The 26,573-nt window shown below is 42.8% G+C and carries 27 protein-coding genes; 10 read left to right on the forward strand and 17 right to left on the reverse strand.

Features of this window, described 5'->3' with window-relative positions; translation table 11 throughout:
* Positions 1 to 541: 541 nt before the first annotated feature.
* On the reverse strand, positions 542 to 1,558 hold the full coding sequence (locus ACQ4XT_RS19980; RefSeq protein WP_446855370.1) for a LacI family DNA-binding transcriptional regulator: 1,017 nt from the start codon (positions 1,556 to 1,558) through the stop codon (positions 542 to 544).
* 188 nt (positions 1,559 to 1,746) lie between these two features.
* Between ACQ4XT_RS19980 and ACQ4XT_RS19985 the strand changes: the two genes are divergently transcribed.
* On the forward strand, positions 1,747 to 2,691 hold the full coding sequence (locus ACQ4XT_RS19985; RefSeq protein ID WP_446855372.1) for a nucleoside hydrolase: 945 nt from the start codon (positions 1,747 to 1,749) through the stop codon (positions 2,689 to 2,691).
* Between the two features lie 43 nt (positions 2,692 to 2,734).
* Here the strand turns inward: ACQ4XT_RS19985 and hemY are convergent, their stop codons facing one another.
* The 4 genes from hemY to ACQ4XT_RS20005 form a co-directional block, all read right to left on the reverse strand.
* The gene (gene hemY / locus ACQ4XT_RS19990; RefSeq protein ID WP_446855373.1) at positions 2,735 to 4,141 is read right to left on the reverse strand and encodes a protoporphyrinogen oxidase; all 1,407 of its coding nucleotides are present in this window, start codon (positions 4,139 to 4,141) and stop codon (positions 2,735 to 2,737) included.
* 6 nt (positions 4,142 to 4,147) lie between these two features.
* A complete protein-coding gene (gene hemH / locus ACQ4XT_RS19995) occupies positions 4,148 to 5,077 on the reverse strand; it encodes a ferrochelatase (RefSeq protein ID WP_446855375.1) in 930 nt (309 codons plus the stop codon).
* Between the two features lie 34 nt (positions 5,078 to 5,111).
* Positions 5,112 to 6,149, reverse strand: coding sequence for a uroporphyrinogen decarboxylase (gene hemE, locus ACQ4XT_RS20000; RefSeq protein WP_160916990.1), 1,038 nt, complete (start codon positions 6,147 to 6,149; stop codon positions 5,112 to 5,114).
* A 107-nt stretch (positions 6,150 to 6,256) separates the two neighbouring features.
* Positions 6,257 to 8,407 carry a transglycosylase domain-containing protein gene (locus ACQ4XT_RS20005; RefSeq protein ID WP_446855377.1) on the reverse strand — a complete coding sequence of 717 codons (2,151 nt, stop codon included), beginning with the start codon at positions 8,405 to 8,407 and terminating at the stop codon, positions 6,257 to 6,259.
* Between the two features lie 94 nt (positions 8,408 to 8,501).
* Between ACQ4XT_RS20005 and ACQ4XT_RS20010 the strand changes: the two genes are divergently transcribed.
* On the forward strand, positions 8,502 to 9,008 hold the full coding sequence (locus tag ACQ4XT_RS20010; RefSeq protein WP_446855378.1) for an antibiotic biosynthesis monooxygenase family protein: 507 nt from the start codon (positions 8,502 to 8,504) through the stop codon (positions 9,006 to 9,008).
* A gap of 35 nt (positions 9,009 to 9,043) precedes the next feature.
* Here ACQ4XT_RS20010 and ACQ4XT_RS20015 read toward each other — a convergent pair whose 3' ends face one another.
* From ACQ4XT_RS20015 to liaF, 5 genes are all read right to left on the reverse strand, one after another.
* Entirely contained in the window at positions 9,044 to 9,541 is a 498-nt protein-coding gene (locus ACQ4XT_RS20015) for a thioredoxin family protein (protein ID WP_446855379.1), read from the reverse strand.
* Positions 9,538 to 9,963, reverse strand: coding sequence for a disulfide oxidoreductase (locus tag ACQ4XT_RS20020; protein ID WP_446855381.1), 426 nt, complete (start codon positions 9,961 to 9,963; stop codon positions 9,538 to 9,540). The genes ACQ4XT_RS20015 and ACQ4XT_RS20020 overlap by 4 nt, the downstream gene beginning before the upstream one ends.
* A gap of 151 nt (positions 9,964 to 10,114) precedes the next feature.
* Positions 10,115 to 10,741, reverse strand: coding sequence for a response regulator (locus ACQ4XT_RS20025; RefSeq protein ID WP_446855383.1), 627 nt, complete (start codon positions 10,739 to 10,741; stop codon positions 10,115 to 10,117).
* On the reverse strand, positions 10,738 to 11,802 hold the full coding sequence (locus ACQ4XT_RS20030; RefSeq protein ID WP_446855385.1) for a sensor histidine kinase: 1,065 nt from the start codon (positions 11,800 to 11,802) through the stop codon (positions 10,738 to 10,740). Before ACQ4XT_RS20030 ends, ACQ4XT_RS20025 begins: the two co-directional genes overlap by 4 nt.
* 12 nt (positions 11,803 to 11,814) lie before the next feature.
* Positions 11,815 to 12,570, reverse strand: coding sequence for a cell wall-active antibiotics response protein LiaF (gene liaF / locus ACQ4XT_RS20035; RefSeq protein ID WP_446855386.1), 756 nt, complete (start codon positions 12,568 to 12,570; stop codon positions 11,815 to 11,817).
* 227 nt (positions 12,571 to 12,797) lie between these two features.
* On the opposite strand from liaF, the gene ACQ4XT_RS20040 reads away from it, so the two are divergent.
* Complete coding sequence (locus ACQ4XT_RS20040; RefSeq protein ID WP_446855388.1) at positions 12,798 to 13,235, forward strand: ferritin-like domain-containing protein; 438 nt, start codon at positions 12,798 to 12,800, stop codon at positions 13,233 to 13,235.
* 138 nt (positions 13,236 to 13,373) lie between these two features.
* Entirely contained in the window at positions 13,374 to 14,543 is a 1,170-nt protein-coding gene (locus tag ACQ4XT_RS20045; RefSeq protein WP_446855389.1) for a M20 metallopeptidase family protein, read from the forward strand.
* Here the strand turns inward: ACQ4XT_RS20045 and ACQ4XT_RS20050 are convergent.
* The 3 genes from ACQ4XT_RS20050 to ACQ4XT_RS20060 all read right to left on the reverse strand — a co-directional run bounded on the left by ACQ4XT_RS20050 (position 14,540) and on the right by ACQ4XT_RS20060 (position 17,301).
* Complete coding sequence (locus ACQ4XT_RS20050; RefSeq protein ID WP_446855390.1) at positions 14,540 to 15,241, reverse strand: EcsC family protein; 702 nt, start codon at positions 15,239 to 15,241, stop codon at positions 14,540 to 14,542. The two genes, ACQ4XT_RS20045 and ACQ4XT_RS20050, sit on opposite strands and share 4 nt — an antisense overlap.
* Positions 15,242 to 15,350: 109 nt before the next feature.
* Positions 15,351 to 16,565 (reverse strand): ABC transporter permease, encoded by a 1,215-nt coding sequence (locus tag ACQ4XT_RS20055; protein ID WP_446855393.1) that lies wholly within the window; start codon positions 16,563 to 16,565, stop codon positions 15,351 to 15,353.
* Positions 16,558 to 17,301: an ABC transporter ATP-binding protein gene (locus tag ACQ4XT_RS20060; RefSeq protein WP_446855395.1), complete on the reverse strand. Its 744-nt coding sequence runs from the start codon at positions 17,299 to 17,301 to the stop codon at positions 16,558 to 16,560. The genes ACQ4XT_RS20055 and ACQ4XT_RS20060 overlap by 8 nt, the downstream gene beginning before the upstream one ends.
* 133 nt (positions 17,302 to 17,434) lie before the next feature.
* Here ACQ4XT_RS20060 and ACQ4XT_RS20065 point away from each other — a divergent pair, with 133 nt between their 5' ends.
* From ACQ4XT_RS20065 to ACQ4XT_RS20080, 4 genes are all read left to right on the forward strand, one after another.
* A complete protein-coding gene (locus ACQ4XT_RS20065; protein WP_446855397.1) occupies positions 17,435 to 17,869 on the forward strand; it encodes an HIT family protein in 435 nt (144 codons plus the stop codon).
* A gap of 122 nt (positions 17,870 to 17,991) precedes the next feature.
* A complete protein-coding gene (locus ACQ4XT_RS20070; protein ID WP_446855398.1) occupies positions 17,992 to 18,525 on the forward strand; it encodes a tryptophan transporter in 534 nt (177 codons plus the stop codon).
* Between the two features lie 168 nt (positions 18,526 to 18,693).
* A complete protein-coding gene (locus ACQ4XT_RS20075) occupies positions 18,694 to 19,101 on the forward strand; it encodes a YtxH domain-containing protein (RefSeq protein WP_226587959.1) in 408 nt (135 codons plus the stop codon).
* Positions 19,102 to 19,729: 628 nt separating this feature from the next.
* Positions 19,730 to 20,842: an IS110 family RNA-guided transposase gene (locus ACQ4XT_RS20080; protein WP_446852965.1), complete on the forward strand. Its 1,113-nt coding sequence runs from the start codon at positions 19,730 to 19,732 to the stop codon at positions 20,840 to 20,842.
* A 681-nt stretch (positions 20,843 to 21,523) separates the two neighbouring features.
* Here the strand turns inward: ACQ4XT_RS20080 and ACQ4XT_RS20085 are convergent.
* The 3 genes from ACQ4XT_RS20085 to proV form a co-directional block, all read right to left on the reverse strand.
* Complete coding sequence (locus ACQ4XT_RS20085) at positions 21,524 to 22,459, reverse strand: glycine betaine ABC transporter substrate-binding protein (RefSeq protein ID WP_446855399.1); 936 nt, start codon at positions 22,457 to 22,459, stop codon at positions 21,524 to 21,526.
* A 69-nt stretch (positions 22,460 to 22,528) separates the two neighbouring features.
* Complete coding sequence (locus ACQ4XT_RS20090) at positions 22,529 to 23,374, reverse strand: ABC transporter permease (RefSeq protein WP_226587956.1); 846 nt, start codon at positions 23,372 to 23,374, stop codon at positions 22,529 to 22,531.
* Entirely contained in the window at positions 23,358 to 24,560 is a 1,203-nt protein-coding gene (gene proV / locus ACQ4XT_RS20095; RefSeq protein WP_446855400.1) for a glycine betaine/L-proline ABC transporter ATP-binding protein ProV, read from the reverse strand. Before proV ends, ACQ4XT_RS20090 begins: the two co-directional genes overlap by 17 nt.
* Before the next feature lie 287 nt (positions 24,561 to 24,847).
* On the opposite strand from proV, the gene ACQ4XT_RS20100 reads away from it, so the two are divergent.
* Both ACQ4XT_RS20100 and ACQ4XT_RS20105 read left to right on the forward strand, forming a co-directional pair.
* Positions 24,848 to 25,369: a GbsR/MarR family transcriptional regulator gene (locus ACQ4XT_RS20100; RefSeq protein WP_446855401.1), complete on the forward strand. Its 522-nt coding sequence runs from the start codon at positions 24,848 to 24,850 to the stop codon at positions 25,367 to 25,369.
* A gap of 180 nt (positions 25,370 to 25,549) precedes the next feature.
* On the forward strand, positions 25,550 to 26,122 hold the full coding sequence (locus tag ACQ4XT_RS20105; protein ID WP_446855403.1) for an HTH-type transcriptional regulator Hpr: 573 nt from the start codon (positions 25,550 to 25,552) through the stop codon (positions 26,120 to 26,122).
* A gap of 56 nt (positions 26,123 to 26,178) precedes the next feature.
* Here ACQ4XT_RS20105 and ACQ4XT_RS20110 read toward each other — a convergent pair whose 3' ends face one another.
* Positions 26,179 to 26,511 carry a DUF1878 family protein gene (locus ACQ4XT_RS20110; RefSeq protein WP_446855404.1) on the reverse strand — a complete coding sequence of 111 codons (333 nt, stop codon included), beginning with the start codon at positions 26,509 to 26,511 and terminating at the stop codon, positions 26,179 to 26,181.
* Between the last annotated feature and the right edge of the window lie 62 nt (positions 26,512 to 26,573).

A 26,573-nucleotide genomic window follows, 5' to 3' on the forward strand; every position in this document is an offset into this window, starting at 1 on the left:
CCCTCTTCCATAATAGCTCCCTATACTTGAAGACTCAGTTTCGAGACGTTTGTTGAGTGGATGGGGGCTTCGGGGAATAACTCGCTTTCCGCGGGAGCGCGGTGAGCATCCTCGGACTTCGTCCTGTGGGGTCTCACCATGCACTTTTTTCCCGCAGGAGTCTCGCCATTCCCCTCCGCCCACTTGCCGGAAGAAATTCTCGAAGCTACCTTCCAGCAATAGGAGCTTTTATGGTTGAGAAGCCTATGTCAACGCGGTTTATGCAGGATTTAAAAGAGTTTTAGGTAGGTACTATAAGAGGGATTTCGAGAACCTCATATGGTAAAGGGGCGGAGGGAAACGGTGAGACTCCTGTGGGAAGTGCGTGGTAGATGAGACCCCGCAGAGCGTTAGCTCGAGGAGGCACATCACTCGCCCACGGAAAGCGAACCTTTTCCCGGAGCCCCTAAATCCACACAAACATCTCGAAATCAAGTCTTCCACAACCCTGCCATATAGCGAAATAAACCAGCAAAAAAAACTATCCATCCTGTAGACTGTGCTACTGGATGGATAGTTTTTTTCGTTTTGTAGAATTTCTTACAAGGAGCTGATGAGGATAAACATATCTGTTTGGGGCAAGGGCCCCAGGATGTAACAGTTGTTGGATTAACACTTCAACCGTTTTATCAGCCATCTGTTTTACTGGTTGTTCAACCGTTGTCACAGAAGGAACCATCAATAATGAAATCATCTGGTTATCAAAGCCTACAACGGCTAAATCATCAGGAATGATCCAATCGGAAGAGGTAGACGCTTCATAAATTAAACCAGCCGCAACCTCGTCGGATCCAGTAAACACCCCATCTACATGTGGAAGCTCATCTTTAATCGTATGGAAGACCTTCTGACCATCACTAACATCCATGGCCCAGTCGATGGCTAATTCCTCTTGATAAGGGAGTCCGTGTTCAGACAAAGCTTCGATAAAACCTTCTTTCCGTTTTTTTGCCAAGTGGCTTTCCGGGCCACCGCTTACATAGGATATGTGAGTACACCCCTGTTCCAACAAGTGAAGGGTTGCTTCGTATGCCGCTTGCTTGTGGTCCATATGAATCATCGGAATACTGGACTCGTCCATATATTCATTGCAGAAGACAATGGGGCCACATTCTAAAAAGGATTTAACATCCTCCCACTCATTAACAAGTGAAGCCATAATGACACCATCCACTTGCTTCGTCTTTAATAATTGTAGATAATCCATTTCTTTTTTCTTGGAATCATGTGTTTGACAGACGATGACTTGATAACCCCATTCAGAAGCCTTTTCTTCCATCGCCTCTATCAAATTACCGAAAAAAGGGTTTGTCAATCGTGGCAAGAGAACGGCAATCGTCTCCGTTTTTTGACTTCGAAGACGACGGGCGGAAGAATTGGGGACATATCCAAGGTCGTTCATGGCTTGAATGATTCGTTGTCTTTTTTCATCTGTCACGTAAGGCTGATCATTGATGACGCGGGAGACCGTTGTCCTCGATAATCCAGCCAGTTTCGCTACATCTTCAATCGTAGCCATACTTACTCCCCCTTGATGCTTTCTTGAAAACGTTTCCAATTTTAATCATACTAATCATTCGGGTTTCTTGCAAGCCCTTTCATATATTGAAATAGATTTTACTTCCATCTCCAAAACTTGAATTTAATTTTGAATACACATATTAATCTTACACCTTTAATAAAATGAAAATAGGAAAAAATAGGGAGATGGTTCACCTGAGGAAAGTTCTGATCATCGCTGATCCTGGTGTGGATGATGCATTTGCCATTATGTATGCCCTTTTACATCCAGGAATTGATGTTGTTGGTATCGTCGCAGAATATGGGAACGTAAGTCAGGAAATCGCCTTAAAAAACACCGCCTACTTGCTACAATTGGCTAACAAAACTAATATTCCAATTATTAAAGGTGCCGATAAGCCACTGACAGGCACAGAGCCAGAGTTTTTCTTTGATATACATGGAGCCCACGGTCTCGGAGAGATCATCCCAACCGTTCAGACACCTGACCATAATCGTTTTCAGAGAGTTTACGAGCTAATCCATACATATGGGAAAGATTTAACGATAATAAATCTTTCCCGCTTAACTTCACTCGCTCTTACCTATATTCAATCTGAAAGTAATATCGAAAAAGCTGGGGATGTTTATATCATGGGAGGTGCCTTCTTCGTACCTGGTAATCGTACTCCAGTTGCAGAAGCAAATGTATACGGAGACCCTCAAGCCGCTAAAATCGTAGCTGCTCATGGAGAAAATATCACCTTTGTCCCATTGAATATCAGTAACCGCGCCGTCATTCCCCTGGATACGGTAAAGAAAATGGCAGCAGAAAACGATACACCCTTTTCAAAAATCATTTATCCCATCATGGATTACTACAGCACCCAGTATGCATCCATCATTCCTGGAATTGATGGCGCACCCCTTCATGATGTGACTTTATTCTCCTATTTAATGAATCCTAAAGATTATAAGATTGTAGAACGGCAGGTAAGTGTGAATGCCATCGGTCCATCTAAAGGACTCACTTATGCTGACTTCCGCCCTGCTCCTGATTATATAGAAGATTATCCTATGCACAATATTATTATAGACTTCGATCGAGAAGCCTTCATCGAAGACTTTATTAGAATCATGACAGCCAACTAATAATGCATAGAAAAAAGGAAGCATTCCTGAGAATGCTTCCTTTTTAATGATAGAGAAAGTCTATGACATTTTGAACGGCTGCTTCTCCCTGGTCGATGCAATCAGGCAGACCGATCCCTCGGTAAGAACCACCTGCAAGATAAACGCCTGGAAGGTCCTTCTCCATTTGTTCTGTAATCTCACTTACCCTCTGTTTATGCCCCACCGTATATTGAGGCATCGCGTCATACCACCGGGTAACAATAGAGAACTCAGGTTTAGCCGTAATATTCATCGTTTTGTTTAGATCATTCAAGACGATCTCTTCAATCTCTTCGTCCGTTTTACCTACCACTTCCTGGTCGGAGGGTTTCCCAACATAGCACCTCAAAAGAACTTTCCCTTCAGGTGTCGAATGAGGCCACTTTTTATGGGTCCATGTACAAGCGGTAATGCGGAAGTCACTGTTTCTTGAGACGACAAAACCGGTCCCGTCAATATCCTTTTTAATAGCTGAGGCATCGAAGGCCATGGCGACGTTTGCTACAGATGTAGCATTGGTTTCTTTAAACGGTTCTAAGAAGTCATACTGAGACAGCATGCGCTGCACGGCATAATGGGGAGCAGCTAATATAACTGCCTCTGCTTCTCTTACCGTCCCATCACTTAATAAAAGATGATAACCCTTGGCTTTCTTTTCGATATGATCCACCTTCACGCTTTTTTGGACAGTTCCAGGTTCCAGTTTTTCTTCGATTGCCTCCACAAGAGACCCAAGGCCATTTCTTAATGTACGGAACATGCTCGGTTTCTTTTCACCTTTTTTCGGCTTCTTCATCGGATACGTCTGACGCAATCCTTTAATAAGACTACCGTACTTCTGTTCCAGGTCATAAAAGTTCGGAAACGTGGACTGCAAACTCAAACGATCAATATCTCCTGCATAAATACCGGATAAGAGCGGTTCTATTAGATTTTCAACTACTTCATTACCCAGTCTTCTTCGGAAAAACAAGCCGAGGGACTGATCTCCTTCGACCGCTTTTTTCGACTTGACCAAATCTAAAGCAGCTCTTGTCTTTCCTACTGGACTGAATAACCTTGAAAAAAGGAATGGGCGGATTCTCGTCGGGATGCCCATAAAAGAGCCGCTTGGCATTTTATGAAGTTTACCGTTCACCAAAATATAGGACTGACCTGTACCGTTTGGCACAAGTTCCTCCCCGAGACCTACTTCTCTCGCAAGACGACCGGCACTTTCTTTACGGGCGAGAAAAGAGTCCGGGCCACGCTCGATCGTGAAGCCATCTTTTTGTACCGTATCGATTTTTCCACCCAGGTGATCACTGGATTCCAATAATTGAACATCCAGTGGATAGCCTTGCTCCTGTGCTTCTTTTTGTAAGTAGTAAGCAGAGGTTAACCCTGAGATTCCCCCGCCTACGACGACGACACGCTTTTTCTCTTCCATAAAGATCTACTCTTTCACTTTATCCAGGACAACATCAGCAAGTGTCCGGATAAACTTCGGGTGAGTGTTTGGCATTTCTGGGCGGTAGTAGTCTGCTCCGACTTTATCACAGACCACTTTACACTCGTAGTCATTATCATAAAGGACTTCCAAATGATCGGATACAAATCCAACAGGCGCGTACACAAAACTGCGGTATCCCTTTTCATGATAAAGTTCTTCTGTTAAGTCCTGTACATCCGGACCGATCCAGGGGTCTGGTGTGTTGCCTTCACTCTGCCAGCCGATTTCATATTGTGTAATTCCAGTAGCTTCCGAAATCAATTCCGCTGTTCTCTTCAATTGATCCGGATAAGGGTCTCCCCCCTCCAAAATCTGCATCGGTAGACTGTGCGCAGAGACAATCAGGCAGGCTTTCTCCTTTCCGTCCTCCGTCATCTTAGCGTATTCCGCTTCAATGACATCTTTCCAATAATCAATAAAACCAGGCGCGTCATACCAGCTTTCTACGGAACGTATAGAAATGCCGTGCTTTTCTGCTTCCTCTTTGGCACGACCATTATATGATTTCACGCTGTACGTGGAGTAATGAGGAGCAAGCACGATGGAAACGGCTTCTTCTATTCCATCTTCCGCCATCTGGGCCACCGCATCCTCTACAAATGGTTCAATATGCTTCAGTCCAAGATATACTTTAAACTCAACCTCGTCTTGCTTTTCATTCAATGCATCCTTCAAAGCTTCCGCCTGATCATCTGTAATACGGGCAAGTGGAGAAATACCACCGATGGCATCATAACGATCACGGAGATCCTGCAGCATCTCATCCGATGGTTTGCGTCCGCGTCGGATGTGAGTGTAATACCTCTCTAAATCTTCTTCTTTGTAAGGAGTCCCATAGGCCATTACTAATAAACCCATTTGTTTTTTTGCCATGTTCCTTCACCTCTTCATCTTTTTTAAAACGCCATTAAGATTTCCTGGAATAATCATGGATGAGTTGAGTCAGCCGCTTCAATGTTTCTGGTTTGATATCCGGTGTTACACCGTGGCCGAGGTTGAAAATGTGAGCAGGGTGTTGTCTTCCCTCATCAATAATCTTCTTTGTTCTTTCCTCAATGGTATCCCAGTCCGCTAAGAGCATCGATGGATCCAGGTTTCCTTGAAGTGGCTTTGTGATCCCTTCATTTCTTGCTTCTGTGATCGACATACGCCAGTCCAGACCAAGCACATCAACAGGAAGGTCGTCCCATTCATGAATGAGGTGTCTCGCTCCTACGCCGAAAGTAATCAGCGGTACGCCTTCCTCTTTCAGTTCAGAGAAAATCCGCTGCATCACTGGTTTAATAAACGTACGATAATCTTCGACATTCAAAGAACCAACCCAAGAGTCGAAAATCTGAATGGCACTTGCCCCTGCTGCGACTTGTGCTTTAACATACGCAACCACCATGTCTGCCAGTTTGTCCATAAGTGCGAACCATGTCATCGGTTCCCTGTACATAAGCGACTTGGTTTTATTGTAATTTTTTGATGGTCCACCTTCAATCATATAGCTCGCCAGGGTGAAAGGTGCACCACTGAAACCAATCAATGGAACCGTGAGCTGTTCTTTCGTTAATAGACGAATCGTATCCATAACATAAGGCACATCATCTTCAGGGTCGATGGTTCCAAGCTTTTCAATATCCGCCTTTGTTTTTATTGGATTGTGGATGACCGGTCCGATCCCTTTTTTAATTTCCACATCCACGCCTATAGCCGGAAGTGGAGACATAATGTCTTTGTAAAGGATCGCCGCATCAACACCATACTGCTCCACGGGTAGACGTGTCACATAAGCGCAAAGTTCAGGATCGTGGGTGATTTCAAATAATGAGTACTTTTCTTTCAGTTTGCGATATTCCGGCTGCGACCGCCCAGCCTGACGCATGAACCAGACGGGGGTATGGTCAGTCTCTTCCCCCCGGAAAGCTTTTAAAATCGTGTCATTTTCAATTTTGTTCATCTTCAGAACTCCTTTTCACGTTCAACATTTATCCGCTTACAACTATAACGATTTATTGTTCTTCTGTATAGAAAAATGAAACATTTGTCATGATTTTGTGCTATTTTTCACAGGTCCCAGCTCAGGGTTACCGTATTGGAAGGCTGCCCCTTCTTCCCTGTCAATGGATCCACGGGTACGACGTAATAACTCGTCTGATCGAAGATACCAAAAGCACTGACCTTAAACTCACTTTTTCCCGTCACTTCTCCGACCTTAACATCTTCTCCGTTTTCTTCTCTGAAAATACGGTAAACGATACGCTCATCGTCAGGGGCGGACCAACGAATCGTTCCTCTTAATGAAGCAAGTCCGGACAAATTCAGCCTTCCGGTTACATCCGTTAAAATGGGAAGGTCTACAGGTTCAGGCAGGCTTTTCACCCCTTCCGGCTGTTCAAAACTTGCAGCTAGATTTTTTTCCTGATCGATCCTTCTCAATATTTGCTTCATGAGGCGAGTCGGATAAGCACTGCTTCCATCAATCTCTCCAGATTGATCGTAGCCCATCCAAAGCGATCCCGCGTATTCCGGTGTGTATCCGGCAAACCACACGTGCTGATCCTGGTGAGTCCCCGTCTTCCCTGCTAATGCCTTAGGGTACTCACCTGCCTTCGCTGTCCCTTCCTGTACAGTCGTCTGTAGGATTTCTGTTAAATACCAAGCCGTCTGTGCGTTGAATACTTCTGTCTCCTCAGAATCATGTTCGTGGATCACGTTATCGTTTCGATCCAGAATTTTTGAAATGGTATAGTTTTCTTGTCTTTTTCCGTTTTGTGCCAGTGCACCATAAGCTTCTGTTATTTGCAGAGGTGTGTAACCATCAGACAATCCACCGAGAGCAATGGATAACCCATCATCTTTTGTCGGCAGCCCGGCTTTCTCTAAATATTCTTTGGCATATGAGATACCAATTTGATCAAGGAGCCATACGGCTGATACATTCTTAGACTCGATCAAAGCCTGGTACAAGGAGACTTCGCCTTCATATTGGTCATCATAATTATTTGGAGCATAATCATTGGTGCCAAACGTCTGCTTCTCATCAGATAACAGACTGTATGGATCATAATCTCCTGTCATCATGGCAGGACCATAGACGGCAAATGGTTTAATGATGGAGGCAGGAGCCTGCTTTGCCTGGACACGGTTGAAGTCACCGTGTTTAAAATCACGTCCACCCACAACCGCAATGAGCGCACCTGTCGAGTGATTCATAAGAGTGAAAGCTCCTTCGATTGACTCCGGGGAACCTGGGACAAACTCACCATTTTTCATCTCTTCTGCAGCTATTTTCTGGATGCTGGGGTCCATTTCTACAACTAGTCGGTACCCACCACGTTTCAACTCATCACGGGAGATATGGTACTTCTCCGCTGCTTCACGGATGACGAGATCCACATAACTGTTGGACCAGGTTTCACTCGTTTCCTCTCCCTGCTCCACAGCAAGCGTCGAACCTTGCATTTGCTTCATGACTGCTGCATCAATTTTTCCAGTGTCGTACATCCTCGACAGCACAACATTCCTTCTCTGCTTGGCGTCATCCGGGTTATCGAACGGAGAATAAGTATTCGGTGCCTTAGGTAATCCTGCAAGTAAAGCACCTTGAGCAACTGTCAATTCTGAAACCGTTTTTTGAAAATAGTGCTGGGAAGCCGTTTCTATGCCATACGTCCCTTCCCCGAAATAAATGCGGTTCAAATACAATTCTAAAATGTCATCTTTTGAATAGTTGCGCTCCAAGTATAGGGCCGCCATGACTTCTTTCGTTTTTCTCATCCACGTCTTTTCGTTCGAGAGAAAGATGTTTTTGGCCAGCTGCTGAGTAATCGTACTTGCACCTTCCACCTTTTGCATGGCGATGATGTCTTTATAGACCGCTCTCATAATCCCTTTGAAATCAACACCGGAATGTTCTCTGAAGCGGCTGTCTTCTATGCTTATGAACGCATCCTTGACGTGTTCGGGAACTTCTTGAATGGATACGTTCTTCCGGTTTTTCGTATAGATCCGTTCAATAACTTCGCCTTCGGCAGTCTCCACCGTGGTCATCTCATCAAGAATTAAATCCTCTTCGTTTACGACAAAACGCCCTCCGAATAATATGATCAGATAACCAATTCCTGTGATCATTATAAATGCAAGGACGAAAAGGGCCGGCCACTTCAATCGTCCGGACCAGGAAGGTAAGCGTTTTTTCAAATCTTTGATGTTCAAATTACGTGCATCCTTTCTGTTCTATCCTTCAAACTTGCCACCAAGGAACCCTGCTTGCTAAACTGAAGATACCGCAGGAAAGGAGACATCGGCTATGAAAGTATCGATGACCAATGGTACATTGAATTACTTATCCAAACTGAGTCAACAACACCCTGAAACATCTTTATTTTTCATGCAGGATCAAGACAAAACCGTTGCCTATTATGAAGGGGAAGATACGTCCATTTTTGAAGAAGGACGCAACTATGAAACCGTCGATCACGTCGGCAATATGCAATCCACGGGTTATGTTGTGATGAACAACATCCCTGTTAGTGACGAAGGACGTCCCGTTTTTGAGGACCGCTTCAAAAAAAGAGCGGGAAATGTAGAAAATCGTGAAGGCTTTCAAGCCATCCGCATCCTTCGCCCATTAAAAGGCAACACTTACGTTGTCCTTACTCAATGGCGCAGCGAACAAGACTTCGAAGACTGGAAAAACTCCAAGTCCTTTGATGAGGCCCACAAAAAATCAGGTCCTCAGCACCAGAAGAAGCCTTCGTTTATTGATGGCGATGCGTACATTACAAAATATCAAATGATTGAACTCGAAGAGTAGCATAGGAAAAGTGAGCGGAAAACCGCTCACTTTTTTTATTCCTCTTCTTGTTCTGGTTCACTGTCCATGACTTCCTGCTGGAAGAAATCGTCTAAATCCCGAACGGATTGTTCACCTGAAACTCGTGCCTGTTCTTCCCCGTTTTCGAAATGAATAAGGGTAGGTGTTCCTTCAATCCCGTATTTGTTCCACTCTTCTTTAAATTCTAATACGTTCATTTTTTTGACATCCAGGTCGTATTCATTCACGATTGTCATCATTCTTGGAGTTGTACGTTGACAGTGTACACATTTCGGATCGTAAAAATAAACCGTAGTAGGTTCCCCTGACTGAATTTCTTCCTCAAGTTCATCGGGTTGAATCTGATTCTGATAGTTCGGGTCATCCAATTGATCAATCGTTGCCTGATCCAGGTTTTCTTTCCCATATGGGTTATCTGCAGTTTTCTCGGAGTTTTGATAATTCACGACAAATACAAGAACTACAACAAGCACCACTAGGGCACTTGCAAAGATGATCATACCTTTTTTCATACGTCATTCCTTCCTTTCTTTACAACGACAAATAAATGAATAATAAAAATAATGATGAAGGCAGTGCCTGCTAAAAACGGAATGGTCACGAATCCGAAAACATTGATGTATTGACCATTACAAGGAACAAGGCCGCATGTGTCGGCAGCTGAAAGCGACGGGATCTTCTGCAGCATGTAATGGTAAATAGATACGAACATACCGATTCCGCTCATGATGATGCCGGGGAAAGCCACATCCGACTTCTTTTTCCATAAAGCAGTCCCATAAATGAGCACCAGCGGGTACATCAGTATTCTCTGATACCAGCACAACTCGCAGGGTGCATAGCCAAGAACCTCTGAGAAAAACAGGCTTCCGACAGTAGCAACGAGTGATGTTGCCCACAGGAGAAACAGCGCTGTTTCCATACTTTTTTTCATGATTTTGTATCCTTTCTACCTCTCTCTCATGCCATTATACTAGGTATTGTCTCGAAAACAAAGTAGTTTCATAGTCTTCCACATCATTGTCATTTTTATATAAAAGTCTGATTCGTGAAAAAGAAAAAAACCGCCTATAGCGGTTCTCCCTTCACCCTTTGAGCAGTCCATTCCTATGGGCATAAACGGCGGCCTGGGTGCGGTCCTGCACTTCTAGTTTACTTAAGATGTTACTGACATGGGTCTTCACTGTTTTGACCCCTATATAAAGGGCATCACTGATTTCCTGGTTCGTCATCCCTTCCCCCACGCATTTCAATACTTCAAGCTCACGTTTTGTAAGCTCTTCATGCGGTTTTCGATCTTGACGGAAACGGGTCATCATTTTTGTAGCGACTTTCGGCTCAATCACATTTTGACCGAGAGCGGCTTTGCGGATGGCTTCAGCTATCTCAACGGCTGAAGATGTTTTCAGCATATAACTAAAGGCACCTGCTTCAAGCGCCGGAAAAACCTTTTCATCATCGTAATAACTCGTCAATATGATAATTTTACAAGATTCGGTTTTCATGATTTCTTCTGTTGCTTCAATTCCCGTCCCGTTTTCCATAATTAAATCCATGAGAACAACATCTGGTTTTTTCTCTTTTACAAGCGCTGCTCCTTCATACCCGCTGTTTGCTTCTCCAACAATGTCCAAATCCTCTTCCGTACTTAAATAAGCAATGACTCCTTTACGGACGACATCGTGATCATCAATAACTACGACACGAATCATTCTTTTTCCCCCTTTTCATTAACTTTTACCGGAACACGAACATCAATATGTGTCCCTTCCCCTTTCCTCGAACGTAAGGAGTAGGTACCGCCAATTTCTTCACACCGTTCCCGCATCGTTTTCAATCCATATGATGCCTTATTGGCTTTTTTATCCTCTGTATCAAAACCGACGCCGTTATCGGCAATATGTAGGAAGATCTCCTTTTGGTCATGAGTGGCTTCCACTTTCACCTCAGAGGCACTGGCATGTCTCAGTATATTGGAAAGGGCTTCTTGTACGACCCGGAACAACTGCTCTTCTACGGATGTTGGCAGATCTCCCAAATCTTCCATATCGACGTCAAAATCAATTTGACACTTTTGACGTAATTCTTCAATCAGTGTTTTAATCCCCTCCGTTAGAGGTTCCCCTGATAAATGAACAGGCCTTAAGTGAAGAAGGAGCGCCCTCATTTCTGTTTGAGCCTGAAGCGCCATTTGAGTGATTTCCTGAAGCTGTTCCTTTGCTTTTTCCGGCCGACGATCAAAAATCTTTTCTGTCGCCTGCGCCATCATTGTTAAAGCGAATAACTGCTGACTCACGGCATCATGTAAATCACGTGCAAGTCGTTGACGCTCTTCAATCGTTGCTGCTTTATGAGCCGTACGTGCCAGCTCACTTTTTTCATCTGCGAGCTTTACAAGCGACTCCCTCTGCTGCTCCAACTTCTCGCCAAGGACATTCAATTCATCCCCTACAGCAGCAATCTCATCTTTTTCATTAAAATAAATTCTCTTACTGAAGTTTCCGCGTGAAAGCTGGGTAATCATCATGGAAATGTAATCCAGCCTGTGTTTGACATCCCCACTCGACCGAAAACCCGCATAAAGAGACATAATAAACCCAAGCACCACATAAAGCAGAATGAACATTAAAATGGCCCCTGCACTCAGCCAAGCAGGCTGAAACCATACGTAAATAGATAACAAGATACTGAGCAGGATAAACGTGTTTAAAACAAGTCCATAAAGATGTGATCGGATATACATGTAACGGATACTATTCAAGTGCTTTAACATGCTTCCCCACCTCTACACCTGGTCGATTCGAATCGAACCGACTTTAAGATCGACACCAATGGTTAACCGGCGAGTGGCCATCGAATAATCATCGGTTTCATATTCCACACTTCTGTGCATTCCATCAGCTTTCTGTCCGCCGACACGGATATCCCCTGTCTTCACTTTCGCCTCCACCCGGAAAGGCACATGCTTCGGTATCAGCATTTTGACATCTCCGACCCAGCCACGGACGACAATTGGTGTATCACCATCAGGAATGAAGGCACGTGTGAAATCGAACCGGTAGTCACCAACCCCGTTCCATAAATCCATCGGTTCCACCTTCCAGTTCTCTTCATTGAAAGAATGGTCTCCAATCATCATATGCCTGGACTTCAGCTTGTTTGAAGAAGAACCTTTGGAATCATATTCAATTTTCACTTTAGAGCCGTTTTTCCCTAAAAACATACTAAATCCAAAGTATATGAAAAGAAGAGGCCAAAGCTGCCACACATCACCAAAAGAAAATGCAAAAATCCCTAAACGATCTAATAATAAGAGCGTACTGAAGATGGTGAGGAATGAACCGATGATCCAACTTCCTCCTTTTTTCAATAACGCATCCAACCAAATCTTTAAACCAAAGCCGAATAGAAGGATCGGATAAATATTGCCCCACGTCCAGCTCATTTCCAGGGAAATAATGTTCAAATTCGACAGAAGAAGAACAAATCCAAACCCAACTAATAATAATGCGATGACGATTTTTGAAAATTTATTCTGCATAATACTCACCCTTTTTAACCTTCCGTGAATTACATTCGACAGAAGTCCTTAATTTCCTTTTCTTTTAGTAGTTCTTACAAAAGGTATAGCCTAATCTTACTTGGAAACTGGGGTTTGTAAAACAACCCCGAGAACGGAATTTTCTCCGCCTCAGGACGGAGGTATGTTTAAACGGAAGAGTGATGGGAATATTTAAAACAGAGCATAACAAGAAAGGATGTTGTTGCATGGATCAAAAAATGCAAAATTTAATCGATGGACTCAACGAAGACTTGGCCCATGAGTATGCGGCTTCCATTATGTACACTTATAATGCTGCTGTCGTTACGGGACTTTACCGTTCTGTCCTCAAGCCATTTTTCGAGAGCGAAGTAACGGACGAACAAGGGCACGCTCTTTACCTAGCTGAAAAAATCAGCACTCTGGGCGGAACTCCGACGACAACTCCTGCTGAAGTCAAGCAAATGACTGACGTAAGACCAATGTTAGAAGAAGCACGTGAAGCAGAGCGTCAGACGATCAAGCGGTACGAGGAACGCAAAACACAAGCAGAAGAACTCGGACTAACCGAACTATCTGTGAAGCTGGATGATATGATTGCAGATGAAACCGGTCATATGGAAGAAATCGGTCGTTTACTTCAAGATTCCCGCTTACAAGATTAATTTTTCACCCCCCCTGTCTCAGACTGGGGGTTTTTTATTATCCCTCTGCACGGCATGCATTTGAGAATATTCTGAATGTATATTACAATTTATAAAAATAGTTGCCAAACTTCATCAAAGTGACAAGGAGGAGTAAATATGTGGGAGAACGTCTTCCAAGCCATCGATGACCAATATGAGAAAATGGTTAAAACCCGTCGTCATCTGCATCAATACCCAGAAGTTTCATTTAAAGAAGAAAAGACGGCACAGTTCATCGCCGATACATATGAGAAATTAGGAATCCCTTATGAGACTCAGATTGGGGGAAATGGAGTTCTAGCCAAACTGGAAGGGGGGAAGCCAGGGAAGACGGTTGCGCTGAGAGCAGATTTTGATGCCCTTCCTATTCAGGAGGAAAATGACGTACCTTATAAATCCAAGACTGAAGGGGCCATGCATGCGTGTGGTCATGACGGACATACCGCAGCTTTATTAGGGCTGGCAGAAGCCCTTCTACCTCATAAAGAAGATCTACCAGGAACAATCGTTTTCCTTCATCAGCATGCGGAGGAGTATGCGCCCGGAGGAGCAAAACCGATTGTCGAATCGGGAGCTCTCAGTGACGTAGATGCTGTGTTCGGCACTCATTTATGGGTGAATGCGCCAACAGGAGTCATCCAAACGTCCAAAGGACCTTTTATGGCCGGCGCGGATCGATTCGAAATCAAAGTTCAAGGCAAAGGTGGACATGGGGCCCAACCACATCAAACAAAAGACGCTATCGTCATCGCCTCTCAAGTAGTTTCTTCCTTGCAGCAAATCGTCAGCCGCCGGGTAGATCCATTGAAAACGGCTGTGCTGACCGTAGGAACATTTGAATCAGGAACCACATTTAATGTTATAGCAGATTCAGCAACCTTAACCGGTACAGTGAGAACTTTTGATCCTGAAGTGCAGACTTTGATCATTGAAGAGATGGAAAAAGTCATAAAAGGGACATGTGATGCAAACGACGCCACCTACGAATTCACTTATGAAAAAGGCTACCCGCCTGTCGTGAATCACCCTGAAGAAGCAGACTTAGTATTACAACATGCTCACAAGGCTGACCCTTCTTTACGCACAGAAGAAGTCGAACCGGTCATGGCTGGAGAGGATTTCGCTTACTACTTATTGGAAAAGCCAGGCACCTTTTATTTTACAGGTGCTCAAATTACAGATCATTACTACCCTCATCACCACCCGAAATTCGATTTCGACGAAAAAGCACTTCCGCACGCAGCTAAAACATTATTCCAAACCTTTATTAGCTATCAAGAAAGTTAAAGTAAACGGAGGCGGCTGGACTGAATGGTCGTCTCCCCTAATTTTTCTAATAATCTCCCATTTGCAACATACCCTACCACGGCTCCAAAACCTGGGAGCAATTGAAGAAGTTTCACAAGGTCCAAGGTATCTCTATACTCGATCTGTAACGCCTTCCAGTCCACGTTCTTCTCTTTTATTTCTAAATCATTCCAACCTAACACCTTACGCTTCACTTCCCCGCGGACTTTGTCACTGGAAAAAGCGAGCATGAATACATGGAGCAGGTAAACCCTCTCCTCATAAGAATGAACATTCCATCCATAAACCTGAGCCGCATCAAATAAAAACTTCATCTTTATGCCTAATAACAGCGGGAAATCAGCCGCTCCAAGCCATAAGCCTCCAAAACCCGTTCCAGCCCCTTCCACGGATGCAGTTTTCTTATATTTTTTTACTAAATCACGGACTTGCCTCTCTCGTTCTTCAAAGCTCCAATCCGGATGAACCCTTACAGGGCGGATGTACTCTGAAGATGTTAAAGCAAGCTCAATCATGGAACGAATACTATCCGTTACCACCGTCTGGACACGATCAGGAATCTTTTCATTAATTCTTGACTGCACCTGCTTTGAACTCCTCTGTATAATTGAGGAGCGCTTGTCCAATGATTTACTCCAACGTAAAGCTTCCTCTTTTGCCTTCTCTTCATAAGTCATGTGCCACACCTCCGGTTATTTTATAGGAATAATTTTTTTATTAATATTTACCAGTGCTTATATAGAAGTGGATAGGAAACAGGGAAGACTGCTTAAGTAGTCTTCCCTGTTACGTCAATTTCTTTTTCACGTAGTTTTGTATAAATAGATAACTGAAGATGCTCCCGCCTACCCATACAAGAACAAGACCTATAGGGTTCCATTGGAATATAAACAATAAGCCGAAGAGGAAGGTCTGAAACAACATAATCTGCTGTAACCATTGCAGGATTGCTTTTTCCTTCCATACTTTCTTAACCGGGTAAAGATCCAGCCAGGCAATGGTGCGGTGGTGATTCCACAATGTCATCATTTGAAAAGCACTCAAGTAGAGGAACAGAATGGCAAACGCGACCTTTACCCAAAGATTGGATACAAACCAAATGGCCAGTGCACCAATCACTATGAGTCGGATGTACATACCTAAATAATCGCTGCTTCTTATAAACGTGATTTTATACAAATAAGAAAAGGTCTGGTTTTGCCTGTAAGGAACCCGATCCACAATCGCTCGTACAAGCGTGTTGCGCTTTTTCACTGTATTTTTCAAATGAGGAACATCCACAAACATATTGGCAATTCTATAAAACGTCCTCATCCGCTGCTGATCTTTTTCCACAAGTAAGTCCCAGGCGAGTCCGGCTTTTTGCCTGGAGAGAGAATACGTGTAAAGAACAACACCTACAAGGAGCACGGTCACAATACTCGCATATACCCATTCTCCTTGAGCGAGAAAATAAAAAATGGTAATGTTCAATATCGCTTTGATGACCTGGTCCATGAGTCTTATCCTGGGGTTTCTCTCTTTTAACATCCACCAGTTGGACATCATGTTCCAAATTTTAATGATAAGGACAACACCGATCATCATTAAATAATGCCGGGTACCAAGTTCTGGATACGAGGCAAAATACAACGGACCAAGGGCTGCCGAGATTAGAAAAATGACATAAAGCTGGACAATGTAGCTGTAATATAAGCAGCGGCGGAAGTAGTCACCCAATTGATACTCACCAGGAAGCAGGAAAACCAAATCCGGCTCTTTGAGGAGCGTACGAACCGGGCTGTACCCCGTGATAAACCCAAAAGCAAGCGCTATAATCCATACGGTAGGAAAATCCTCCGGCAAGTCTTGCAACCATTGCCGGTAGTAATAAGCGAGCGCCGAGATAAAGAACAATAATGCAACACCAATGTGTTCATTAAAGATATACTTTAAGTAACGGCTTGTCTCTTTCGTATGTTCAGAGAAACGTTTCTTCCAAAATTCCTTTGCATTAATCATATTGTTCTTCCTTTGTGAGCTGCACGTAGATATCATCAAGAGATGCCCCCGGCTGATTAAAGGACTTCCGCAGCTCCTCAAGCGTCCCTTTTGCTCTAATTTCTCCTTCATGAAGGATGACAAAACGATCACAATACCTCTCTGCAGTAGCAAGGATGTGAGTGGACATCAGAATCCCTGCACCTTTTTCTTTCATATCCTCCATCAACTGCAGGTAGGACTGTATACCAAGGGGATCCAGACCAACGAAAGGTTCATCAACAATATAGAGATCCGGTTCAATTAAGAATGCACACATAATCATAACTTTTTGGCGCATCCCTTTAGAAAAGTGTACAGGGAACCATTTCAGCTTTTTCTCCATACGAAATTCCTTGAGAAGCGGCTCCAACCTCTGTTTGAACACATCTTCCGGCACATTGTAGGCCATAGCGGTTAAGTGTAGATGTTCATATAAGGTCAATTCATCATATAAAATGGGCATTTCAGGGATATAACCAAGCTGCTGTCGATATTCTTCCGGGTTTTCTTCAAATGATGTTCCGTTGATGGAGACTTTTCCCTTTTTCGCCTGCATCATTCCTATGATGTGTTTAATCGTGGTACTCTTCCCTGCACCATTCAAACCGATAAGACCTACAATTTCATTTGGGTTGACATCGAAAGAAATGCCATGCAATACATTTTTATGAGTGTATCCTCCATGGAGATCTTTAATATGTAATAAAGGTTCCATCTTATCCCTCACTTCATTAATTTTCCTGCACAAATTTTATCATACTTTCTCCTCCGTTACACTTTTCACTCGCCGTCTTCATCGAGTTTTCAATCATCGGTATGGTACAATGCTATCAAACGGAAAGGAGTGTTTGCATATGGCAGATGAATGCATTTTCTGCAAAATTATTGCTGGAGAGATCCCTTCAGCGAAAGTGTATGAAGACGATGAGGTGTACGCTTTTCTTGATATCAGTCAAGTTACGAAAGGTCACACGCTCGTTATTCCGAAACAGCATTGCCAAGACATTTACAATACGCATCCAGAAACAGCAGAGAAGCTGTTCTCAAGAGTGCCGAAGATCGCAAATGCAATTAAACAAACCTATGCTCCTGTTGGTTTGAACGTCTTAAACAACAATGAGGAAGCAGCAGGACAGTCTGTTTTCCATCTACATATCCACCTTATTCCGAGATATGGTGAAGGAGATGGATTCGGGGCGAAGTGGGAAGTCCACTCCGATGATTACTCTCCAGAAGATTTACAAGCCATCGCTGGTGAAATCAATCACCACATCCCTGGTTAAATGGATTGATTTCCTAAAGATAAAACTGCTATAATACTAGCATGCAATCGCAAACGGCCATGAGGGCACGTTTGGATGGCAAATTTCAGATGAGATTAGAATAGTTGAGGAGAGATGTTTAAATGAATATTCGCGTTTTAGTCATGTTGTCTTTATTTGTAGGAATTGGTGCTGTTCTTCATGCCGTCGCACCCCCATTCTTTTTTGGAATGCGACCGGATATGATGCTCGCTATGATGTTCCTGGGAATCTTATTGTTTCCTAAACCATCTTATGTCCTGTTATTATCTTTAGCGACAGGTTTCATCTCAGCGATGACAACCACCGTTCCAGGGGGCCAACTGGCCAATATCATTGATAAGCCTTTCACAGCATTTGCATTTTTCGGGCTTGTCCTATTGACTAAAAAAATATCACATCAAAAATTCGTACAGCCTGCTTTAGCAGCCATCGGTACGATGATCAGCGGCTCCATCTTCCTGGGTGTTGTCCTTTATATCATCGGCCTTATGGAAGCGAGCTTCGGCCTCATGTTTGCTACAGTTGTTCTACCGGCAGCTGCATTTAACGTATTGTTCGTAGCTATCATGTATCCGATTGCTCAAAGAATTTTAAGACGAACAAACCTTACTAAAGCAGCTCAGACAGCTTCTTAAAGAGGATATACAGAATAAACCTTGACTTACACCAAAGGCACTACATCGAATGTAGTGCCTTTGCTTTACCTTCTCGTCCGAAGAATATTTTTTATGTTTTTAAGGTTTCATTCATACATATTAAGAGAAAATATAAAATAGAGAGTGATTGAAAGGAGACTGACTGATATGCCGAATGGAAAATCATTAGCGCTGGGATTTTTAGTCGGGGGAGTGGTTGGAGCTGCTTACACATTATTGAATACCCCTTCCTCCGGTCGTGATTTTAGAGAAAATGCCAAACTGAAAAGCGAGAATTTGAAAAATACTGTTCTCAGCTTAAAAGAAGAAGGAATGCAATTGAAAGATCAGATCGCTCAAACTTCTAAAGAAGGGGCAGAGCTGATTAAAGAGCTTTCTGAAGATGTGAAAACATCCATTGAAAGCTGGAAGCGCACCGTCGAACCACATCAAAAAAACATCCAGAAATATCTAGAACAAATCGAAGCAAGCTTAAAAGAACTGGAAGAAAAAGCAAAGGCTGAGCAACCAGATCATACGACACAACCGAGTCATGATGTTATCAACCATCAATAACCTACCGATCCCGCCTCGAGCGGGATTTTTTAATGTTTGTCCCTTTCCCCTATCTATATTCACCCCCATTTCGTTCTATTCCAAAAAGCGCCTTTGATTTAGGTATGGACTATTCGTTATTAAAGTATATGGCAGGATTGTGGAAGACTTGATTTCGAGATGTTTGTGTAGATTTAGGGGCTCCGGGAAAAGGTTCGCTTTCCGTGGGCGAGTGATGAGCCTCCTCGAGCTAACGCTCTGTGGGGTCTCATCTACCACGCACTTCCCACAGGAGTCTCACCGTTTCCCTCCGCCCCTTTACCAAATGAGGTTCTCGAAACCCCTCTTATAGGACCCTGCCTAAAACTCTTTTAAATCCTGCATAAACCGCGTTGACATAGGCTTCTCAACCATAAAAGCTCCTGTTGCTGGAAGGTAGCTTCGAGAATTTCTTCCGGCAAGTGGGCGGAGGGGAATGGCGAGACTCCTGCGGGAAAAAGTGCAGGGTGAGACCCCACAGGACGCAGTCCGAGTTATCATGAACGAAACTAGCCCCTTACTCGTAAAATCGTAGGTTGAGTTGGGTAGACTGTTTACTGTTAAAAACACTACCTAAATCAGAGCTACATTACGGAAGGAGCTAGTTACTATGAAGGATACCATTAAATACGTAGGTTTAGACGTATCAAAAGAAAAAATTGCTGTTGCTATTGCGGAGGAAGGTAGAGAGAATCCGAGGTATTTTGGAGTTATTCCTCACACCCCAGTAGGAATAAGAAACTTAGTGAAAAAACTTGGAGATCCCTCCACCTTGCGTTTCTGCTATGAGGCTGGACCTACTGGATACCCATTGTACAGGCAGTTTCTTGCCTTAGGACTTCATTGTGAGGTTATTGCTCCGTCTCTAATACCTCAAAGGCCAGGGGAACGTATTAAAACCGATCGACGAGATTCCATCCGCCTCGCTCAATTATACCGAGCTGGTGAGTTAACTTCGATTTATGTTCCTACCCACGAAGACGAAGCTCTTCGTGATCTTGTGAGAGCTCGCGAAGATGCGAAAGAAGACGAGTTAAGGGCTAAACACCGTTTGACCAAGTTCTTACTTCGCCATTCCATTCAACCACCTAGCGGAGTAAACGCATGGACAAAGAAATATCGGGAATGGCTAAATGCGCTTAAGCTTGAAAATTCTTTATTACGTTGCGTCTTTCAAGAATATTACCACCATCTTCAAGAAATTGAACAGCGTATTAAACGCTTTGAAGAAGAAATTCATATCCAAGCGGCGGAAGGCATTCATGCACCTACGATTCAAGCTCTCCAATCCTTAAGGGGAATAGCTCAGATTACGGCTGTAAGTCTTGTCGCTGAGATTGGTTCCTTTAAACGCTTTTCAACCGCTAAACATTTCATGGGGTATGTAGGGTTGATTCCGAGCGAATCGTCGAGTGGGGAAAGTCGTAAACAAGGAAGTATCACGAAAACAGGAAATCGTCATGTGAGGCGTTTATTGATTGAGTCTTCTTGGAGTTATCGACACCAACCGGCTGTAAAAGGAGATTTGAAAAAACGACAAAAAGGACAGCCGGCCAATATTCTGTCGATCTCTTGGAAAGCCCAACACAGACTTCACAATAAATACTTTCGTTTATTATCTAGAGGAAAAGAACAGGGGAAAACAATCACCGCCGTAGCCAGAGAATTGGCAGGATTTATTTGGGCTGTGACTCAAGAATTAGATGAAGAAATCTGCCATTAAGCACTGAGATATAAAAAGATGAAACGTAAGTCTCTTACCCATAGATTTATGAGATTAGGGCTCGAAGGCAAAGAAGAACACCGGAAAGGAAAACCCACGTGCCTCCTTTGTGCTATATCTACTCAGATTAACGCACGTTCCGAGTTAGTGGAAACGTCCTTTATACGGAAAGATAAAATGTGAAAACCCACGAATATCAGAATGCTAACCGCAGCTGAGTTTTTGCCTTCGTGCCGTGCCCTCATCGTCTAACGAAAAGGAGGAAAGTATCTTCTTAAGCTTGAAAATAGAGTCTCATCCCTTGGAGTGACAGTCAAGGAAAGCACTTGACAGCCACTCCAAGGGATGAGAAGGAATCAGTAAGCTAAAGAAGGACCCACTGTGTCTTATCAAGACAAAAATCCACCATTGATAAAGAAGCTAAAAACAGCTTCTCTTCTTTAAAGCGTCTTATTTTAATCCAACGATAAATGTAGTAGGGGTATCTTGACAGTTTCGTTCATATCAGGAGGCTCACCGCGCTCCCGCGGAAAGCGAGCTATTCCCCGCAGCCCCATCCACTCAACAAAAGTCTCGAAACTGAGTCTTCCAGAATAGGGAGCTTATTCATAATAAACTTACTAGACCTTCGAGCTAAAAAAAGCGTGTAGAGAGTACTCTCTACACGCTTTTACAAGTTGATTATTCAGCTGCTTCTAAATCTTCAATGGAATCAACATCCATATATTCAGGAACAACTAGACCAATCTTGGCACCTTCAAGGTTTGCTCCAAGGTCTTCAAGATTATCTTTATTTTGCTCGTATTGATCACCATGTGTTCCTGGCAACCAAGCAGCCACCATGCCATCTGCTTCACCAGCGGCCACAGACTCCCACATTGGGCCATTATCAAGCGGTGTAATTGTTACATCAAAGCCTTGTTCTTTCATGACTTCTGCAACGACGTTTGTTGACGCAATCTCAGAATCCCAGTTTACAAGGACAAGTTCGACCTCAGTACCATCCACTTCTTCAGTACCTTTTGTCCAAGCTTCTACTTTATCCTGGTTATTAGAAATCCAATTTTGAGCCGCTTCTTCCGGGCTTGCACCATCAGCAATCTCAAGCATGACTTCTTCCATATCCGCTGCTTCCCAGTTGAACTGATCTAAGATTTTATAAGCGTTCGGCTTCTCATCTTCCAGCCCTTTACGAACCATCGTTTTAATTTGTTCTTCTCCACCAAAAACTTCTTTTGGATCTTCAAGGTATTTCAAATCATACTTCGCGAATTTCCAGTGTGGAGTCCAGCCAGTAACAACAATTGGTTCTTCGTTCTCAATAGCTTCTCCTAGAGCTGTTGCCATTGCACCTGAAGAAGATGTAGCAACTTCCCATCCACTCAGATTTTCGTAATCTTCTGTCGCTTGTTCTGCAGAACTTACGACACCTGCGCCTGCTTCAATTCCGGTGATTTCATAGTCCATTTCTTCTCCGTAATTCATTTCAGAAGCGGCTTCATCACCGTTAGAATCTCCAGTTGTCTCTGTACCTTCTTCGTCTGAAGATCCACAACCTGCTGCGACAAGTGTTAAAGATAGTCCGGCAACCATGCCAAAACGTTTCCAGTTAAACATGTAAATCTCTCCCCTTTTAATGATTTTTATATAGATAAAAGGTACAAGGACCTTTTCTAACCCTATTTACTAGTCACCACGCTGGGTATTCAAGTTTTGTGTAAAACGATCTATGATGATCGCAAGAATTACGATTCCGAGGCCTGCAACGAAACCAGTCCCGACTTCAGCACGCTGAAGTCCGGTAATAACCGTTTGTCCAAGTCCCTTCGCACCAATCATGGATGCAATGACCACCATGGATAATGCAAGCATAACTGTCTGGTTAATCCCAGCCATGATTGTCTTTTTAGCCATTGGCAATTGAACTTTAAATAATTTCTGAGTTCCGGTCGTACCGAATGCATCAGAAGCCTCAATCAATTCATGTGACACCTGTCGAATTCCCAGATTGGTAAAACGAACGGTCGGTGGTGTTGCGAATATGACAGAGGCAAACACCCCTGGCACCATACCGATACTGAAGAAAGCTACAGCCGGGATTAGATAGACGAATGCGGGCATCGTCTGCATGAAATCAAGGACAGGTGTGAGAATTTTCTCTGCCACTTTGCTTTTAGCCATCCAGATTCCAAATGGAACTCCAATAATAACGGAGATCAAACTTGCAAAAATGACAAGCGTAAACGTGTTCATCAATTCTTCCCATAACTCCTGGTTAGCAATAAACCAAAGGCCAATCACTGAAAAAGCTGTTAAGCCCAATTTTTTTCCTGAAGCAAAGAATGCTAAAACACCTACAACAATAATGAACAGCCATATGGGAATGCTCATTAACCAATCTTCTGCTACGATTTCGATAAAGTCTCCAAAGTCTTCCTTTATAAAATCAAATAAGAATTCAAATGTATCTGTTGTCCACTCTGTCGCTGCATCAATCCACTCAGCTACAGGCAGTTTAGGAATCAATCCCATTTAAATTCACCTCACTTCCAGCTAACGCCGCTAGTACGGCTCCTCTTACAATTACCCCTTTTAATTTTCCTTCTTCAATGACAGCTACAGGTACCGGGGAATCATGAATAATATCAAAGATTTCCTGCATTGGTGTATGAGGCTCAACCTTCGGCACATCTGTGCGAAGAATACCATTCAAGTTATCTGAATCCTGTTTTACCGCATTAGAAACATCATCAGCGGTTACATAACCATGAAGATTTCTTTTTGCATCTGTAACATAGATGCTTGAAAGACCTTCCTTACGCATCCGTTCAAGAGCTGTACGAGGACCATGTTTTTGAATATCTACCGTTTCTGGTCGTTTCATAATATTTTCTGCCGTCAACACTTTCGAACGGTCTACATCCTCAACGAACTTCTCAACGTAATCGTTGGCTGGATTCACTAGGATTTCTTCCGGTGTGCCAATTTGCACGATCCGCCCATCCTTCATAAGAGCGATACGGTCACCAATTCTTAACGCCTCATCAAGGTCATGGGTAATGAATAGAATCGTTTTCTTCATGGATTCTTGCAGCTCCAATAATTCGTCCTGCATTTCTTTACGAATCAATGGATCCAGAGCAGAAAAGGCCTCATCCATCAGTAGAACTTCCGGATCGTTCGCAAGGGCACGTGCAAGGCCAACACGCTGCTGCATACCACCGGATAATTGACCAGGAAATTGATGGATGTATCCACCTAGCCCGACCATTTCTAAAGATTTCTTCGCTTTTTCTTTACGCTCATTTTTGTCAATCCCTTGGACTTCAAGGCCGAACTCTGCGTTTTCCAGCACTGTACGGTGTGGGAAAAGACCAAAACGTTGGAATACCATGCTCAATTTTTGGCGGCGGACTTCCCGTAAATCTTTGCTGTCCATCTTAGCCAAATCCTGACCATCAATATATACACTACCTTCTGTTGGTTCAATTAATCGGTTGATTAACCGGACAAGCGTGGATTTACCACTTCCGGACAGCCCCATGATGACAAATATTTCGCCTTCTTCTACATCAAAGGACGCACGGTTAACACCGACTGTGTTGCCGGTTTTTTCAAGGATATCTTCTTTTGATAAACCTTCATCTAAGTATTTGGTAGCCTTTTTGGCATTCTTACCGAAAATTTTCGATAAGTTTTCTACTTGAATAATCGGCATGTCGATCACCTCTTCTGTTTTTATTTATTATGGTACGTTTTGCCGTTATTATTTCCGAACTCAATCAAGCACCTTACATAATGTAACCTATTTGTAATAGAAAGTTCAAACGATAAATACTTTAAATCAAGTACAAAAATTACGTACAGTTGAAACTGTACAAAGTTTAAGGCGTAAATTACTCCTTTTTACTTCTAAATCCTTTATATTTAAGCCCTTTCAGTAATTTTTATAAAAATGGAAATTATAGTAACGTTGTACATAGATTTTTTGCGAAGGAGGATCTTATGGTAGTAAAAGACCACCATTTCCTTGAAGACATGCATACAAAAGTCACACATGAATTTTCTAAAACATTGGAAATGTTTGGACTTACCCCTGCTGATGCACGGTTGTTTGTAACTCTCTATCTGCATCATGGTCCAATGACATTAGATGAAATGAGCGAAGCTTTGGGTAAAAGTAAAACTTCAATGAGTACAGGCGTTAGAGGGTTATTGGATCAAGGTCTGGTCGAACGAGTATGGAAGAAAGGCTTTCGTAAAGACCTGTATCAAGCGAATGAAAACTTATATCGAAATTTCATGTCTTCCTATATAAATAAATGGCAGTTAGCTGCCAGTGGACAAAAAGATACGCTTGAAAATATGGAAAGCGAGTTAAAAGACCGAATACAGGATTATGTCACTCAAGAGCAGATGCAACAAGCGGAACAACTGTACAGACGGATGGAAGATATGGTTCGCTTTCACGAATGGATTGCTGAAGCTTTTAAAGAGTTAAATCCTGATGAAAAACCATCTGATTAACCCCCTCTCCCCTATCATGCAGATCCATTTTTTTCCGATCTGCATGATAATTATTTTTTCAGCACATTATATCTTGATAATTTACGAAAATTTTATATCATTATAAGTGGGTAACTCTTAAAAACTAATAGCCTATTGAGGATAGAATAGTATTAAAAATACCTTAAGAGGGTGAGGTAAATGAAGGACAAAATCTCAAAAAGAGAAGCCATTTTCTACAGTCATAAAATGGCTCAACTTTCCAAAGCACTTTGGAAAGCCATTGAAAAGGACTGGCAGGATTGGATCAAGCCATTCCAATTGAACATCAACGAACATCATATTTTGTGGATTGCTTACCATTTAAAAGGGGCGAGCATTTCTGAGATTTCCAAATATGGTGTCATGCATGTTTCAACCGCCTTCAATTTCTCTAAGAAGATGGAAGAGCGTGGCCTCCTTCAGTTTTCTAAGCGTGAAAACGACAAAAGAAACACGTATGTAGAATTAACAGATGCAGGGATTGAACTTCTTGAAGCAACGCTGAATGAGTATAACCCAGAAGATAATTCTGTACTGAGAGGCGTTATGCCAATGACAGAAATGTATGGAAAACTTCCTGAGTTCTTAGATTTATCTGCTTTGATTAAGGAGATCTATGGAGACGAATATATAGAAATCCTGGAACGTTCACTAGAAAACATTGAAGAAGAAGCATTGGTTCAACAACCGACAGATATTGAGGACTATAAGAAGAAATCAAGATCCTCATAACAAATAGGAGCAAAATAAATAGAACCCTTTCCAATCAATCTTTGTTGGAAAGGGTTCTATTTATTTTGAAGACGAATAAGCTGGTTCGTTAAATTAGGGTAAAGCCCCTGTTGATTGAGTGCCTCCAACGCTTCTTCTATAGGTAGTTTGTAACAAAGCATGCCGGCAAAGTGAAGCATTAAATTAGAATGATCAATCAAACCGTTGGCTACATCTTCTTCGTAACGATCACTCAAAATTTCTAACAATTGCAACGTTTCTTTATATTCTTTTTTTGTTAAGGTTTTTTCAATTACTAATCTCGTAAAAGGATATTTCTTCATCTCTTCAACTTCTAGTAATAAATTCAAGTGGAATGCAAAGGTTTCGCATCTATTTTCCTTCTCCAAAATACTCCCTCCACAACCTGCTGTCACCCTTGTCATACCAAGGTTTATAAGATCTTACAACA

Source organism: Halobacillus sp. 12SKB, assembly GCF_052941655.1.